Annotated in this window: 13 protein-coding genes and 2 riboswitches; of the genes, 8 read left to right on the forward strand and 5 right to left on the reverse strand. The window is 44.7% G+C overall.

Annotation, left to right across the window (positions count from 1 at the left end):
* Positions 1 to 291 precede the first annotated feature (291 nt).
* From ACT3TH_RS08850 to ACT3TH_RS08865, 4 genes are all read left to right on the forward strand, one after another.
* The gene (locus ACT3TH_RS08850; RefSeq protein WP_444755484.1) at positions 292 to 1,566 is read left to right on the forward strand and encodes an O-succinylhomoserine sulfhydrylase; all 1,275 of its coding nucleotides are present in this window, start codon (positions 292 to 294) and stop codon (positions 1,564 to 1,566) included.
* Between the two features lie 82 nt (positions 1,567 to 1,648).
* On the forward strand, positions 1,649 to 1,978 hold the full coding sequence (locus ACT3TH_RS08855) for a YbaB/EbfC family nucleoid-associated protein (protein ID WP_025651278.1): 330 nt from the start codon (positions 1,649 to 1,651) through the stop codon (positions 1,976 to 1,978).
* A gap of 97 nt (positions 1,979 to 2,075) precedes the next feature.
* On the forward strand, positions 2,076 to 2,669 hold the full coding sequence (gene recR / locus ACT3TH_RS08860; protein ID WP_444755485.1) for a recombination mediator RecR: 594 nt from the start codon (positions 2,076 to 2,078) through the stop codon (positions 2,667 to 2,669).
* A gap of 134 nt (positions 2,670 to 2,803) precedes the next feature.
* On the forward strand, positions 2,804 to 4,096 hold the full coding sequence (locus ACT3TH_RS08865) for a ribonuclease D (protein ID WP_444755486.1): 1,293 nt from the start codon (positions 2,804 to 2,806) through the stop codon (positions 4,094 to 4,096).
* Between the two features lie 18 nt (positions 4,097 to 4,114).
* Here the strand turns inward: ACT3TH_RS08865 and ACT3TH_RS08870 are convergent, their stop codons facing one another.
* Positions 4,115 to 4,816: an esterase/lipase family protein gene (locus ACT3TH_RS08870; protein ID WP_444755487.1), complete on the reverse strand. Its 702-nt coding sequence runs from the start codon at positions 4,814 to 4,816 to the stop codon at positions 4,115 to 4,117.
* A gap of 103 nt (positions 4,817 to 4,919) precedes the next feature.
* Between ACT3TH_RS08870 and ACT3TH_RS08875 the strand changes: the two genes are divergently transcribed.
* A complete protein-coding gene (locus ACT3TH_RS08875; protein ID WP_444755488.1) occupies positions 4,920 to 5,405 on the forward strand; it encodes a hypothetical protein in 486 nt (161 codons plus the stop codon).
* A gap of 114 nt (positions 5,406 to 5,519) precedes the next feature.
* On the opposite strand, the gene gcvP is transcribed toward ACT3TH_RS08875, so the two are convergent.
* The 4 genes from gcvP to gcvT form a co-directional block, all read right to left on the reverse strand.
* Entirely contained in the window at positions 5,520 to 8,417 is a 2,898-nt protein-coding gene (gcvP, locus tag ACT3TH_RS08880) for an aminomethyl-transferring glycine dehydrogenase (protein WP_444755489.1), read from the reverse strand.
* Between the two features lie 49 nt (positions 8,418 to 8,466).
* A complete protein-coding gene (locus tag ACT3TH_RS08885; RefSeq protein WP_444755490.1) occupies positions 8,467 to 9,225 on the reverse strand; it encodes a nitroreductase family protein in 759 nt (252 codons plus the stop codon).
* A gap of 257 nt (positions 9,226 to 9,482) precedes the next feature.
* Positions 9,483 to 9,863, reverse strand: a complete 381-nt coding sequence (gene gcvH / locus ACT3TH_RS08890; RefSeq protein ID WP_444755491.1) for a glycine cleavage system protein GcvH — start codon at positions 9,861 to 9,863, stop codon at positions 9,483 to 9,485.
* An 84-nt stretch (positions 9,864 to 9,947) separates the two neighbouring features.
* Positions 9,948 to 11,135, reverse strand: coding sequence for a glycine cleavage system aminomethyltransferase GcvT (gene gcvT / locus ACT3TH_RS08895; RefSeq protein ID WP_444755492.1), 1,188 nt, complete (start codon positions 11,133 to 11,135; stop codon positions 9,948 to 9,950).
* A 171-nt stretch (positions 11,136 to 11,306) separates the two neighbouring features.
* A riboswitch (glycine riboswitch) is annotated at positions 11,307 to 11,445 on the reverse strand.
* A gap of 54 nt (positions 11,446 to 11,499) precedes the next feature.
* Positions 11,500 to 11,638, reverse strand: a riboswitch (glycine riboswitch).
* 239 nt (positions 11,639 to 11,877) lie between these two features.
* On the opposite strand from gcvT, the gene ACT3TH_RS08900 reads away from it, so the two are divergent.
* The 3 genes from ACT3TH_RS08900 to ACT3TH_RS08910 all read left to right on the forward strand — a co-directional run bounded on the left by ACT3TH_RS08900 (position 11,878) and on the right by ACT3TH_RS08910 (position 14,196).
* The gene (locus ACT3TH_RS08900; protein ID WP_444755493.1) at positions 11,878 to 12,198 is read left to right on the forward strand and encodes a YcgL domain-containing protein; all 321 of its coding nucleotides are present in this window, start codon (positions 11,878 to 11,880) and stop codon (positions 12,196 to 12,198) included.
* A gap of 248 nt (positions 12,199 to 12,446) precedes the next feature.
* Entirely contained in the window at positions 12,447 to 13,061 is a 615-nt protein-coding gene (locus tag ACT3TH_RS08905; RefSeq protein WP_444755494.1) for a hypothetical protein, read from the forward strand.
* Between the two features lie 274 nt (positions 13,062 to 13,335).
* Positions 13,336 to 14,196 (forward strand): AAA family ATPase, encoded by an 861-nt coding sequence (locus tag ACT3TH_RS08910; RefSeq protein WP_444755495.1) that lies wholly within the window; start codon positions 13,336 to 13,338, stop codon positions 14,194 to 14,196.
* Positions 14,197 to 14,245: the final 49 nt, after the last annotated feature.

Genomic DNA, 14,245 nt, shown 5'->3' on the forward strand with positions numbered 1-14,245 from the left:
CTTGTGCTTACAGTCCGTTTTGCAGATGATAGCACTGATTAAGAGGCTTATGATAATACCGCCTAAGGCAAAATTCAAATCGCCGCTAAGCTTAGCAGCTGTCGTTATCTGTGCCTATTATAAATACGTTATTTTTACGAGATTCAGTGATTCATTTGGCAATCATCTGAAATCGGCTGTTTAGAATAAGTTGACATGTTATGATAACGCTGGTGCATGAGGACATGCCCTAGCTTGATAATCAAAAAAATAAGCAGTTATTTCAATACCCATCAGAGTAACGGAAGATTTATGAGTCAGTCGCAAACGCATGATGAGAATAATATTAATCCATTAGATCCAAACTGGCGCAATGATGCCTTAGATTTAGGGCTGGATTACGGCATGCAGACCATTGCCGTACGCGCAGGCCAACATCGTACTGATGAGGGCGAACATTCAGAACCTATTTTTACCACCAGCTCTTATGTGTATCACTCAGCCGCTGACGCCGCCGCACATTTTGATGGTACCAAAACGGGCAATGTCTACTCGCGCCATACCAACCCAAGTGTGCGCACTTTTGAGCGCCGTTTAGCTGCGCTCGAAAATGGTGAGCGTGCAGTAGCAACAGCCTCGGGTATGGGGGCGATTTTGACCATGTGCTTGGCGTATCTAAAGGCAGGTGATCATTTATTGGCTGCCAATCAGCTTTTTGGCTCGTCCATTGGTTTGTTTAATAATTACATGGTCAAGTATGGCGTTGAAGTCAGCTATGTTGATTGCTTCGATAATGACGCTTGGGCAAAGGCAGTTCAACCAAACACCAAAGTGATTTATTGCGAAAGCCCGAGCAATCCATTGGCGCAGATTTGTGATATCGGTTATTTAAGTCAATTATGCAAGGCCAACGACATATTGCTGGTGGTTGACAACTGCTTTGCCACGCCAGCGCTGCAACGGCCGCTGGACTTGGGCGCTGATATCGTCATTCATTCTGCTACTAAGTACTTAGATGGACAGGGTCGCGTATTAGGCGGAGCGCTTGTAGGTAGCGATAAGTTGATGCAAGAAGCCTTTACGGTGGTACGTTCAGGCGGTATCAGTATGAGCCCTTTTAATGCTTGGGTATTTACCAAAGGGCTTGAGACGCTTAAATTGCGTATGCAAGCGCATTGTGATAACGCCAACCAAGTGGCAGAATTTTTGGTCAATCATCCCAATGTCAGCATGGTGCATTTTTCAGGTTTGAGCGATCATATGTCGCATGAAGTTGCCACACGTCAACATCATATGAAAGGCGCATATGGTGCTATCATGGGCTTTGAGATCAAGTCATCTGATGGCCACGATTCAAAAACTGCTGCTTGGCATGTGATTGACTCCACACAAATGATTTCTATCACCAATAATCTTGGCGACGCCAAAACCACGATCACTCATCCTGCGACCACCACTCACTTTCGCTTGACGCCTGAAGCTCGTGCAGAAGCTGGCGTCAATGATGGTTTGATTCGTTTGTCGGTGGGTTTGGAAGACATAGAAGATATTATCAAAGATTTGGCACGTGGTTTAGACAGTTTATAAAGATAACGGTATAATCACCGTCAACGCATTAACTTTACGTTATCAATAATTACTCACTACTATAAAAGACAAAGAGGCAGTTATGAATATTCAAGCATTGATGCAACAAGCCCAAACGATGCAAAAGAAAGTAGAAGCAAACGTCGAAAACGCCAAAAAAGAGCTGGCGAATAAAGAAGTACAAGCAGAAGCGGGCAGCGGTCTAGTAAAAGTAACGATGACTGGTCGTCATGTGGTCAAGCGTTTGACCATCGATCCAAGCTTGCTAGAAGATGAGCCAGACATGATTGAAGATCTAATCGCTGCTGCCATCAATGATGCGGTTCGCCAAGCAGATGAGCTATACGAAGAAACCATGGCTGGAGCGACTTCAGGTATGGGTCTACCACCAGGCATGCAAGGCATGTTCTAAGCACTAAATACTGTATTTTGAAGACAAAAATGGGGTTGTTATCGGCATGATACGACCCCATTTTTATAGCTACGGTTTACAAATAAAGGAAGTAACTTTGCTGACAGCCAAATTTGATCAGCTGGTCAAACAGCTGCGTGTGTTGCCGGGTGTGGGCCAAAAAAGCGCCCAACGTATGGCGCTACACTTGCTCACCAAAAAACGTCCGCAAGGAATTGCGCTTGCTCAAGCACTTGATGAGGCGATGCGAGATATCGTCGAGTGCCAGCGTTGTCATAGCTTTAGTGACGAGGAAGTGTGTCCTCTTTGTCAAGATCCTAGGCGTGATGACGGACTTCTATGCGTGGTTGAAACAGCAGCAGATGTCATGGCGATTGAACAAACCGCAGGTTATCGCGGCCGCTATTTTGTTTTGGGTGGTCATCTATCGCCCATTGATGGTATTAGTGCGGATGACTTAAATATAGATCAGCTGGTCTGGCGAGTCAAACAAGAACCAGTTGCAGAGTTGATACTGGCAACAGGCACCACTGTCGAGGGACAGACCACTGCGCATTTTATCAGTGAAGCAGTCGGTCGTCATGTCGGTAAAGTTACGCGTTTAGCACAAGGTGTACCGATGGGCGGTGAACTTGAGTATCTTGATAGTATGACGCTTGGTCAAGCCATGCAAAATCGCTCTTTTTTATAGTATTTTTATAAAATCGAAGTCTGGTCTATTTTATGACGTGATATTGTTATAATAGTGCTATTGTTTTTTTTATTCCTTTTTATTAAGACGCTATCTAGTGTTTTATCTACTTTTATTTATGCAGGTATCTGCCCGTGTCCAATCATGCTGTCAACGCTTCAAACCCTCAACAAGACCACTCTGATAATACTGATGACTCAATGGCTAATAAAACAGTGAATGTGTCTTCAGAAATAGATATTGAAGCATTGCTGGAGACGGCTGATAAGGCTGTCGTCACTTGGGTGCGCGAGCAAGACCAATTGGATGAAGTGATTACTGCGCTGACCACGTGCGGGCGCGTGGCCTTGGATACCGAATTTATTAAGCGAGATACGTATTATCCGCGCTTAGCACTAGTGCAGTTAAATACGGGCGATCATATTTATCTGTTGGATGCGCCGCAATTGCAATTAGACGAACTTTGGCAGGCGCTCAGTCAAGTTGATGTCGCTATTTGGCATGCGTGCGGCGAGGACTTGGGTATTTTTTATCTGTTGTCTGGTTGCCCGCCATTGACCAATATTTTTGATACGCAGATTGCGCTGTCTTATTTGACAGGTCAGTTGCAAATCGGCTATCAACAAGGGCTTGCTGATCAGTTAGAGATACACATTGATAAAGAGCAAAGCCAATCTGACTGGTTACAACGCCCGCTGTCTAATGAGCAAGAGCAATATGCCATTGACGATGTGCGATTTTTGCCAGCGCTGTATTTACAGCTTGAAAACAAGCTAAAAGCCCAAGGTTTGTTTGATTATGTGTGGGCGGACTGTCAGCTTTACGCCAGTGATTTGTATGAAGCCCAGCAGGTTGAGGACGAAGCCATGTACCTAACGATGGCAGATTATCGATATACCTCAGAGCAGATGGCAATTCTAAAAGCGGTGGCGACTTGGCGCGAGGGGCTGGCACGTGCGACCAATCAGCCACGTACTTTTGTGATTAAGAAACAAGCCGTGCGCGAAATTATTACGGAAAAGCCGAGCAGTATGCGGGAGCTGGCACACAAAACCACGATTCACCGTAGCATGTTGCGATTGTACGGTGAAGAGCTTCTCAAAGTGATAAGAGACGCAAAAAATCTGTCACCTACTGAGCATCCAGCTTGTTTGTTGCCACCTTATCGCTCAAAAAATAAAATCCTGTCAAAAGCGGTACAACAAGCCATCGATGAGCATGCCGAAGCAATGGGTATACCTGCCAATGTATTGATGCGTAAAAAATGGCTAAGCCAACTCTATGAGGTGATCGCTTTTGATCAAGACATAAGCAATCTGCCGCAAGGGTTGAAGGGTTGGCGCAATGAGTGGGTCGTACAGACGTTGATTCCTGTCATTGAAGCGCATAAAGCAGAGTTACAACAGGGCATGGGTATTAGACTCTGATAAGTTTTAACGATTTTGTTAGTCAAGTGTCTTATGTTTAAAGTGTCCGTGTTCTAAAAAATAGCAGGCCTGTTCGGCGACTTCCTTATTGACCAACATACCCGTATGTGACACTGGCAGGACGATATGATCGCTTGCGCCCTCGATTTTAGTCTCTTCTACATAAACGGTGCCGTCGTGGGCAAGCTGATGTTCTAATAAAGGGTCGCCCGCCTTACGCCGTTTGCGATTATGATACTGCAGAAATACCTGTCCCAAGCCATAAGGGTAGTTGCCAGCAATCACGCCAAGGGTGATGTGTGTCGGTAGGGGCGCGACGGTTCCGTCTAGCGCATCAATGTATGAGCGTCCCACCACAGCGGGCGTTAATCGCCAAATATAATCAGCACAAATACTACCTACGTGCGGCGTCCCCAGTGTGACGCAGCGTCCAATCTGCCACTCAGGATATCGAGCAACAAAATCACGGATAATCAAACCGCCTAAACTATGACCGACAAGATCGATTGGCTGATCTGGGTTGTGATTTTGTTCTAACCATTCATTAAGGCGGGTGCTATGGGTCTTGATATTATCACGTAGACTGCGGTAGCCGTACTGGTGAGTTTTCAATCCTGTCTTTTGTAAGCATTTGGCAAGAGGACGCATAATCCAAGGCGTTTGATGCAATCCATGTATAAGAATGACGCGGTTTCTATGTTTAAGCGCTTTTTGTTGCATAAGAATGTCCAAGTGAGTAATAACATAAGCCTTATTATTGACGCTTGTTTATTATAATAAGCAAATAGATGGTCTTCTTATATTAACGCTTTAGGAGTAAGAGTTGTCAAATCATCTAGGGATTTTTGTCTCAATGTTAGCGGATCTCTTGTTATCAGGATGCGTTAGTCAAAAGTTGGAAAAGCCTGAGTTTATTCAAGGAAGCGTACCGAAGACAATAGAATCGAGCCAGCCGTTAGTAGTTGAACCGCCTCTGCAAATTGCGACTTGGTCTCCAACCAAGTATAACGGTCGATTTACGGCTATGGGACTTGGCTATTTAACAAAATTTAATAATTGCCTTACTTTGACTATGGATATTAAAGGATTGCCGACGAAAGACAACACTTTGTTGTTGGTATTAGCGGATACTTCATTTTCATGGGATGCTGCTAAAGAAATGCTACTGTTTGAAGGAAAGCCATATACAATTGGCGATGAGCTTTATCTTGGTGGTGCGGCGTTTGTTTATCCTAACCCAAATATCACTGATCAAGTAAAAGTGAACTGGATAGACTGTGGTTTGGATAAAGGTTGGTTAGGTGGTTAAAACTAATGGATAGGAAAAATTTTGATAACGTACACACGAAACAAAACCTCCAAATCAGTTGCTGACTTGGAGGTTTTTTATATCATACAAATTATCTTTTAAGTAAAACGGCGATTACATATAGTTTTCGATACTAGGGCAAGAACACATGAGGTTCTTATCGCCATAAGCATCATCGACACGTGCCACACTTGGCCAGAACTTATTCGCACGGATGTAAGGCAGTGGGAAGGCAGCGGTATCACGACTATACGGATGCGTCCATTCTTCACTAGTTACCATAGCAGCGGTATGCGGTGCATTAACCAATGGGTTGTCCTCTAGCGTCCAGCCATCTTCACCTGCTTTGGCTTTCATGGCTTCAGCTTTGATTGATTGTAATGCACTGATAAAGCGATCCAATTCCTCAACAGATTCAGACTCTGTCGGCTCGATCATCAATGTGCCTGCGACTGGGAAACTCATCGTTGGTGAGTGGAAACCATAATCCATCAAGCGCTTGGCGATATCGCTTTCCGTGATGCCAGTCTCTTCTTTTAACGGGCGAATATCGATGATACATTCATGAGCAACGCGGCCGTTTTTACCCGTATACAGAACAGGGTAATGGTCTTTAAGCTGAGCGGCCACGTAGTTGGCATTCAATAGCGCAAGTTCAGTGGCTTTTAGCAGACCATCACGGCCCATCATGGTGATGTACATCCATGATATAGGCAAAATGCTGGCTGAGCCATACGGTGCTGCTGATACGGCTGAGCAATCTTTTTGTGCGTTATGTACAGGACTTAAGACATGGCTGGCCATAAATGGTGCCAAATGTGATTTCATACCAATAGGCCCCATACCTGGACCACCGCCGCCGTGCGGGATACAGAAGGTTTTATGCAGGTTCATGTGGAGTACGTCTGCGCCAACATCGGCAGGTTGCATCATGCCTACCTGAGCATTCATGTTAGCACCATCCATATAGACTTGGCCGCCATGTTTGTGAATGAGATCACAAATATGACGGATACCTTCTTCAAACACGCCATGCGTCGATGGGTAGGTAATCATTAAAGCGCCTAAACGTTCACTGTGCTCTTTACATTTGGCTGTTAAGTCATCGATATCAACGTTACCGTTGTCATCGGTTTTTACCACGATTACCTGCATGCCCATCATCATAGCGGTAGCAGGGTTGGTGCCGTGCGCTGATTGAGGAATCAAGCAAACATCGCGGTTGGTTTCGCCAAGTGATTCGTGATAGCGGCGGATGGCGAGCAGACCCGCGTACTCACCTGACGCCCCAGAGTTTGGCTGCATAGACACATCGTCAAACCCAGTGATAGCTTTTAACTGGTCTTGTAAGCTATCAATCATTGCAATGTAGCCTGTGACTTGATTGCGCGGTGCAAACGGATGCACATTGGCAAACTCAGGCCAAGTGATGGGTAGCATTTCACTGGTCGCATTAAGCTTCATGGTACAGCTGCCAAGTGAAATCATGCTACGGTTCATCGCCAAATCTTTGTCTTCAAGCGACTTTAAGTAGCGCAGCATTTCGTGTTCGGTATGATGAGAATTAAATACTGGATGCGTCAAAATGTCATCAGTACGTAAATGAGCGCTATCAAGCGATACACTCGCCGTTTCAGGTAAGTCATGCGCTTGATTAACAAATAACTGGGTCAAGACACTAAAATCTTGCTGATCACTGGTTTCACTAAAGGCAACGCTTAGCTTAGTGTCACCGAGACGCCATAAGTTGTAACCAACGTTGTCCGCGTTCTCAAAGATTTGTGTGGCCAGTTTTTCTGAGCCACAATCCACAACGACCGCATCAAAGAACTGATCGTGTACCACGTTTAAATTTTCATCGTTGGCATCTTTGATCACTTTGGCGAAGGCAGTAGCAAATGCATGGATACGCGTGGCAATACGCTTGACGCCATTTGGACCATGATAGACAGCATACATACCTGCTAAGTTGGCCAATAATACTTGTGAGGTACAGATGTTTGAGTTGGCTTTTTCGCGGCGAATGTGCTGCTCACGAGTTTGTAGTGCCATACGTAGCGCCGTATTGCCTTGCGCGTCTTTTGATACACCAATGATACGACCAGGAGCAGAACGCTTGGCTTTATCAGAAAAAGCAAAGTAAGCGGCATGTGGACCACCAAAGCCCATTGGAATACCAAAGCGCTGGGTACTACCTAGTGCCACGTCTGCGCCCATTTCCGCTGGTGATTTTAATAGCACCAAGCTCATGATGTCACTGACGACACTGACGTATGTCTTGTTTTCTTTTACCGCTTTGATGACGTCTGTTAAGTCTTTAACATCGCCTTCGACACCAACGTATTGAAATAAGGCACCGAAATAGTCGCCTGATTTTGCGGTTTCAAAATCACCAACGACGACATCCCAACCGAAATATTTGGCACGAGTATTGATGACATCTAGCGTCTGTGGATACACGCGGTCATCAACAAAAAACTGCGTGGATTTGCTTTTACTCACGCGCTTTGACATGGCCATGGCTTCTGCTGCTGCCGTTGCTTCGTCTAATAACGATGCACCAGCCAGCTCAAGACCAGTTAAATCAATACAAACTTGTTGGAAGTTAAGCAAGGCTTCTAGACGACCTTGAGCAATTTCTGCTTGATAAGGAGTGTAAGCGGTGTACCAGCCTGGGTTTTCAAGCACATTGCGCTGAATGACCGCAGGCATACGGACAGGTGAGTAGCCTTGACCAATATAGCTTTTATTGACCGTAATGTCATCAGCCATGGTACGCAGTTTGGCAAGAGCAGCATGCTCACTCATTGCTAATGGCAGATCCAATTCTTTGTGCAAACGTACTGGCTCAGGCACAGTATCATTGATAAAGCTTACCATATCCTGATAGCCGACCGCGTTTAGCAAATCTGCTTGTTTGGTGTCATTTGAGCCGAGGTGGCGATAAACAAATTCAGCTTCGTTGAACAAGCCTTGAAAAGTATCAAACGTTGGGTTTTGAGAGATAGTCATGACAATCCTTGGTTAAGGGAGTAGTAAAGGAATTAACTAAAATAATGACCTATACGTAATGCACGAATTGGTCTTGGTCAAAACGAAATTGAGTGTTGTAAACGCCATTGTCAGCACGCTCGCCTGCGCCAAGCATCATAATAATGTGGTGGTCGTCACCCAAACCTAATAGTTGCTTCATGGCAGGCTCATCAAACCCACCCATCGCACAGCTATCAAAGCCGTAAGCGCGCAGTGCCAATATTAAGTTTTGGGCAGCAAGTGCTGTGTTGTTGGTCGCCCAGTTTTTGACATCTTCAAACGTGTAGTAGGGCGATTTTATTGGGCCTTTGACACGTCTGACCACTTGAGTTGCGCCCCATTTCGCGGCGGATACCACATTGGCGGGACCTCGCAAAAAATCCATCGCGACGACTTTGGTGTAGTAATCTTTAACTTTTTTTGGAACTGGCTTATCAGGATATTCACGCAAGATCTGCTCAGCATGATCGTGCCAAATATCGGTACGGGCAACGATAGCAATTAGGCGGGCTGAGGTTTTAGCTGCGTTTTGATTCATGCAGTTTTTTACTGCTTGCTTGCGACTGTCAGTACTATCAATCACATAAAACTCCCACGGCTGTAGATTGCTAGAGTTTGGCGCTAGCATAGCCAGACGCAGACAGTCTGCTAATACATCGTCAGGGATCGGTGTGTCTGTAAAACGGCGTACTGAACGGCGGGACTCTACCACTTCACGAAACGCTTGTAGCTGCGGCGTATGATTGGGTGTCGCAGCACTGTCTTTATTGTCAGTGTTTGGGTTCATATTAAGATCCATGCTAGTGATTGAGTGATCCACTTGAGTCACTATCGCTTGCACATCTGCAATAATATAGTCCAACAAGTGAGTAATACGAATAAAGTAGATAGCAGTTGAGAGTCGTTAATTAGGCAATGATTTTTTAAAAAAAAGTGTGGATGCCAGCTGACGCCAGTATCTGTAGTAATGGTTAATGATATTAAAAGCGATATTTAAATCAAATACCGCTTTTAACATAGGAAGTGAAGCTGTTATTACAATGATTACAGCTCGCTTTCGTACTCATCAGCAGTCATCAGTGCTTCATAGTCAGCGATATTGTCAGGCTTGATTCGGAAGAACCAACCTTCGCCATAAGGGTCAGAGTTGATGATTTCAGGATCATCTTCTAGCGCTTCGTTGATCTCAACCACTTCGCCTGAAATAGGTGCATAAACGTCAGAAGCGGCTTTTACTGACTCAACCACTGAGATTTCATCATCAACAGCGATGATGTCACCAACGTCTGGTAATTCTACAAATACCACGTCGCCCAGTAGGTCTTGAGCATGATCAGTGATGCCGACCGTGATAGTACCGTCTTCTTCTAAGCGTAACCACTCGTGGCTGGCGATGTACTTTAGTTCTGCTGGAATGTTGCTCATGATGTCTCTCCGAAATAATAGAGGTTAATTAAAAAAATAGGGAAAACTACGGCCAATCGAGGCTAATAATAGAATTTATAAGGCCTATGAGTCAAACTGCTGTTTGCCATTACGGACAAAAGGTAATTTGAGAACGCGCACATCAACGAACTTGCCTTTGCCGCGTAAGTCGACTTGCACGATATCGTCATCCGATATACTGGCAGGTACGCGAGCAATGGCGATTGAGTTTTTTAGGCTAGGTGAGAATGTGCCACTAGTAATGATGCCAGTCTGCTCATTGTCAGTGCCTTGATTGATGGTCACAGTCATGCCCTCACGTAACACGCCGCGCGTCGTCAGTAGTAGGCCGACCTGTTTCATAGCAGTGTTATCATCTTTTGATTGTTGGCGTTTGCTGACAAGTGCCTCGCGACCGACAAAATCACGCTCATCTTTTAGCGCGAGTGTCCAACCCATGTTGCATTCATAAGGGTTGATGGTTTCGTCCATGTCATGACCGTAAAGGTTCATGCCTGCTTCCATACGCAAGGTATCGCGCGCACCAAGACCGGCAGGTTTAATACCGCTCGCTTTTAATTGTTCAAAGAACGCAGGCGCATCATCACCATGCATGATAATTTCGACACCATCTTCACCAGTATAGCCAGTGCGCGCTACAAACCAATCTTTGCCTTCGATGTCTGTTAAATCAGCACCAACAAACGGCTTTAGTGCGGTTAGTGTCTCAGCCCATCTCGGTTTGGTTTGTGCCAACTTTTCAATGGCATTAGGTCCCTGAACTGCCAGCATGGCAAGCTCTGGACGCTCGGTGATGGCAATGTCGAAGCCTTCGGCGACTTTATGGAACTGTGCCATGTCTTTGTCACGTGTGGCAGCGTTTGAGACGATACGGTATTCTGTTGCTTCATCATTCATCAGGTAGACGATCAAGTCATCGATGACGCCGCCTTGCTCATTTAGCATGCCAGAATACAGCGCTTTGCCTGCGGTTTTTAATTTATCGACATCATTAGCAAGTAGTTTTTGTAGCCATACTTTGGCATCCGTACCTTCGATGTCTGTGACGACCATGTGTGAGACGTCAAACATACCTGCATCTGTACGTACGGCTTCGTGCTCTTCGATTTGTGAACCATAATGAATAGGCAATTCCCAGCCAGAAAAATCCACCAGTTTGCCATCGCTATCGACGTGAGACTGGTAAAGAGGAGTACGTTTAGGGGCTTGGTTTTGTGCATTTTGAGAAGCGGTATTTTGAGTGTCGGTCATAACAAATCCTTATGTGTACATCAGTTGTACTCAGTAAAAGTACACGGGCTGATGCGCATTATCATAGTAGCGAGAAGCAATATTGCAGGGTGCAAATACTACATCCGAGGGTGGCACAGAAATCAAATATAAAGCCGTCAGCCAAACAGACGCTGAACGCCAGTTTAAGCAAAAGCCCTATCTGTCCTGTGACCTGAGATTTTCAACACGAACCATCTTGATTGTTTAACCTACAACCGATGATAGCGTATTTTCTCCCCTTCGGTGGGTAAGACGTCGTCCGTACTTACCACTCTCCAGATTTGTTATGCCTTATGGTTGTGTGTCATGCGCGATTGGTGGCAGACAACGAAACCATAATGACATGTGTTTTTCAGTCCTTTTACCTGAGCGATTGGCAGGGTGGATGCGCCTTCGGTGGTCGTGTAGCCATTAATACGTCGTACGACCAATGCAGCCTAGTACGAGGTTTTTGCTCACAAACTCTCTCCTGAAAAACGCTTTTATTATGAAAGGTTCAAAGCGCTTTTACAAGTCATCAACAGCATTAAAATGGATAATTTTAGCAAATGCTCGGTTTTGCGATCATAATTTGTCAAAGCAAAGATATGCTGTCTAGGTAACTTCTACCGCTGTATGGCATCAATTTTAAAGCGATTGCTCATGGTAAAACGTAAAGCAACTACTGATAATTGCCTAAAATATGCTAACCTATGACCATAGTTTCTGATAGGTCATTATTATGCATTGCGATATTTATAAATTCCCGAAACATAACGATATGTACGTCTATATTGCACGTCCTGAGTATCCTGACGATACCGAAGAGCTCAAAGATTGGCTGGGCGTTTTACCAAAAGACTTCCGTGCAAGCTTAGGTCGTAGCGAATTTGTCATGCATTTGGATTTGGCGACCAGGTCGTCACTTGCTCGTGTCGATAAAGAAGAAGTGCTGGCAAAGCTACAGTCGCAAGGGTACTTTGTGCAGATGCCACCGCAAGATGTCATGCGTCGTCAAGCAGAACTACGTGCACGTGAAGCACAAGACAATATTTATGACTAATGTCATTATTAAGAAATACTGCTCATAAGATGCTTTCTATAAAAAGCAACTCATAAAAAATCTGCTAAACATTTGGTCACATGCATTTCATTAGGAAGTCGTGATAAACTAGCACCCTATCAAGTGTGAAGACAAGCGTATAGATTGACGATATATCCAATCTTATTAGTAGTATGGCAGGACGTATCGAATACGACTAAACGTAAAAACGTGTCGCACCATTTATAAATGCAGGTAAAGAAACGCGCATGGACTGGTTAAAAAATATCTTATATAGCTTACCGCTAGAAGGCATCAGTGATATTCTCGGCGAGATTGCTATTTGGTGGGGACAACTGGTAAAAGACGTACCACCCGCCGACTTACCCATGTATGCCTATCTTGGCGGTGTCGTTATCGTACTGGTATTGTGGTTGTTAGTCGCTCGTATGCTGCCTCGACCATTAGGCGGTATGAGCTGGATGATGCTATTTGCCGTTTTATTAGCACCAGGAACCGCTCTAGGTGATCCTGGTGTGATTGCACCGGCCAGTATAGGCGTGGTTTATGCGATTATGATGAAAGACACTACTGGTGCGATTACGAATATGCTACCGATATTAGTCGTGCTAGTGGTGGGCCTATTCGTTGGTTTTGTTTGGCAACTTATTCGCGGGGCATTCGAGTCCAGTTTAGACAAAGCTCGTAGTCGTACGGCAGAGGATACGCAAGCGACGATGCAGTTGACGACAGGTAATTATTTGACCGAGAACGTTGCCTTAGATGAGCAGCCTGTTGCTGACAAGCCTGAGACACAAGTGAACTTAGAAAAAGACAGCACTTTAGCTAAAAATTCTGATAATAAAAACATTGATAAGCGTTAAATGAACATAGCGTTCTAAATAGATAAAAAGGACACCGTGCGTGTCTTTTTTTATGGGAGATTGTTTGTCGATAACGGTATGGTCAGCACAGACAATGTATCTCAGTAGTGCATGATAGGGTTTGTCTTTATTCAGTTTAGGACTGGCTACACCAATAACTGCGAACGCATGAGTATTTTGGCAATGAGTGAGGCTATGCTACTCTAAATAATTATTTATTCTTTATAAATCGCCTTTAAAATATCTAACGTATAACAATAACTGAGACTGGATTATGACGACTGATCACACCAAAAAAAGCTTCACAGGTACACAAAGCTATATTGCTACTGATGATTTGCAACTGGCCGTAAACGCAGCCATGACATTACAAAAGCCGCTACTGATTAAAGGTGAACCCGGCACTGGTAAAACCTTGCTTGCAGAAGAAGTGGCTGAGAGTTTAGGAATGCCGCTGATTACTTGGCACGTCAAATCGACGACCAAAGCTGAACAAGGGCTGTATGAATATGATGCGGTATCGCGTCTACGTGATTCGCAATTGGGTGATGACAAGGTTTATGAGATTGGCAACTATATCAAACCGGGTAAACTGTGGGATGCCTTTACCAGTCAAGAGCGTAGCGTGCTATTGATTGATGAAATTGATAAAGCGGATATTGAGTTTCCGAATGACCTGCTACACGAGCTGGATAAAATGTCGTTTTATGTCTATGAGACGGGCGAGACTATTACCGCTGAGCAGCGCCCTGTAGTCATTATCACCTCAAACAACGAAAAAGAACTGCCCGATGCGTTTTTGCGTCGCTGTTTTTTTCACTATATAGATTTTCCTGAAGAAGACACCATGCGCCAAATTATCGAGGTGCATTTCCCTAATATTCAAGAAAAATTGGTCAATGATGCGTTGGATGTTTTTTATAAACTGCGCAATGTTCAAGGACTCAAAAAGCCACCATCAACCTCAGAGCTGGTCGATTGGTTAACGCTATTACTTGCTGATGATATGGCACAAGAAGAGCTTGAAGAAAATCTGCGCGGTGAGAAATCTATTCCGCCACTGTATGGTGCGCTGCTTAAAAATGAAGCCGATGTAAGCTTGCTACAGCGTTTTGCCAATATGATGCGTCGTTAAGCGCCTGCTAACTTTCAACTTATAACCATATCAGCCAATAAGTGATGCG

This window comes from Psychrobacter sp. AOP22-C1-C5 (assembly GCF_052378885.1).
Classification (GTDB): Bacteria; Pseudomonadota; Gammaproteobacteria; order Pseudomonadales; family Moraxellaceae; genus Psychrobacter.

Bases quoted from the DNA above. Each gene is read 5' to 3' on its own strand.
- ACT3TH_RS08850 (WP_444755484.1), top strand. From the start codon at position 292: ATGAGTCAGTCGCAAACGCATGATGAGAATAATATTAATCCATTAGAT.
- ACT3TH_RS08855 (WP_025651278.1), top strand. From the start codon at position 1,649: ATGAATATTCAAGCATTGATGCAACAAGCCCAAACGATGCAAAAGAAA.
- ACT3TH_RS08870 (WP_444755487.1), bottom strand. From the start codon at position 4,816: ATGCAACAAAAAGCGCTTAAACATAGAAACCGCGTCATTCTTATACAT.
- gcvP (WP_444755489.1), bottom strand. From the start codon at position 8,417: ATGACTATCTCTCAAAACCCAACGTTTGATACTTTTCAAGGCTTGTTC.
- ACT3TH_RS08885 (WP_444755490.1), bottom strand. From the start codon at position 9,225: ATGAACCCAAACACTGACAATAAAGACAGTGCTGCGACACCCAATCAT.
- gcvH (WP_444755491.1), bottom strand. From the start codon at position 9,863: ATGAGCAACATTCCAGCAGAACTAAAGTACATCGCCAGCCACGAGTGG.
- gcvT (WP_444755492.1), bottom strand. From the start codon at position 11,135: ATGACCGACACTCAAAATACCGCTTCTCAAAATGCACAAAACCAAGCC.
- ACT3TH_RS08900 (WP_444755493.1), top strand. From the start codon at position 11,878: ATGCATTGCGATATTTATAAATTCCCGAAACATAACGATATGTACGTC.
- ACT3TH_RS08905 (WP_444755494.1), top strand. From the start codon at position 12,447: ATGGACTGGTTAAAAAATATCTTATATAGCTTACCGCTAGAAGGCATC.
- ACT3TH_RS08910 (WP_444755495.1), top strand. From the start codon at position 13,336: ATGACGACTGATCACACCAAAAAAAGCTTCACAGGTACACAAAGCTAT.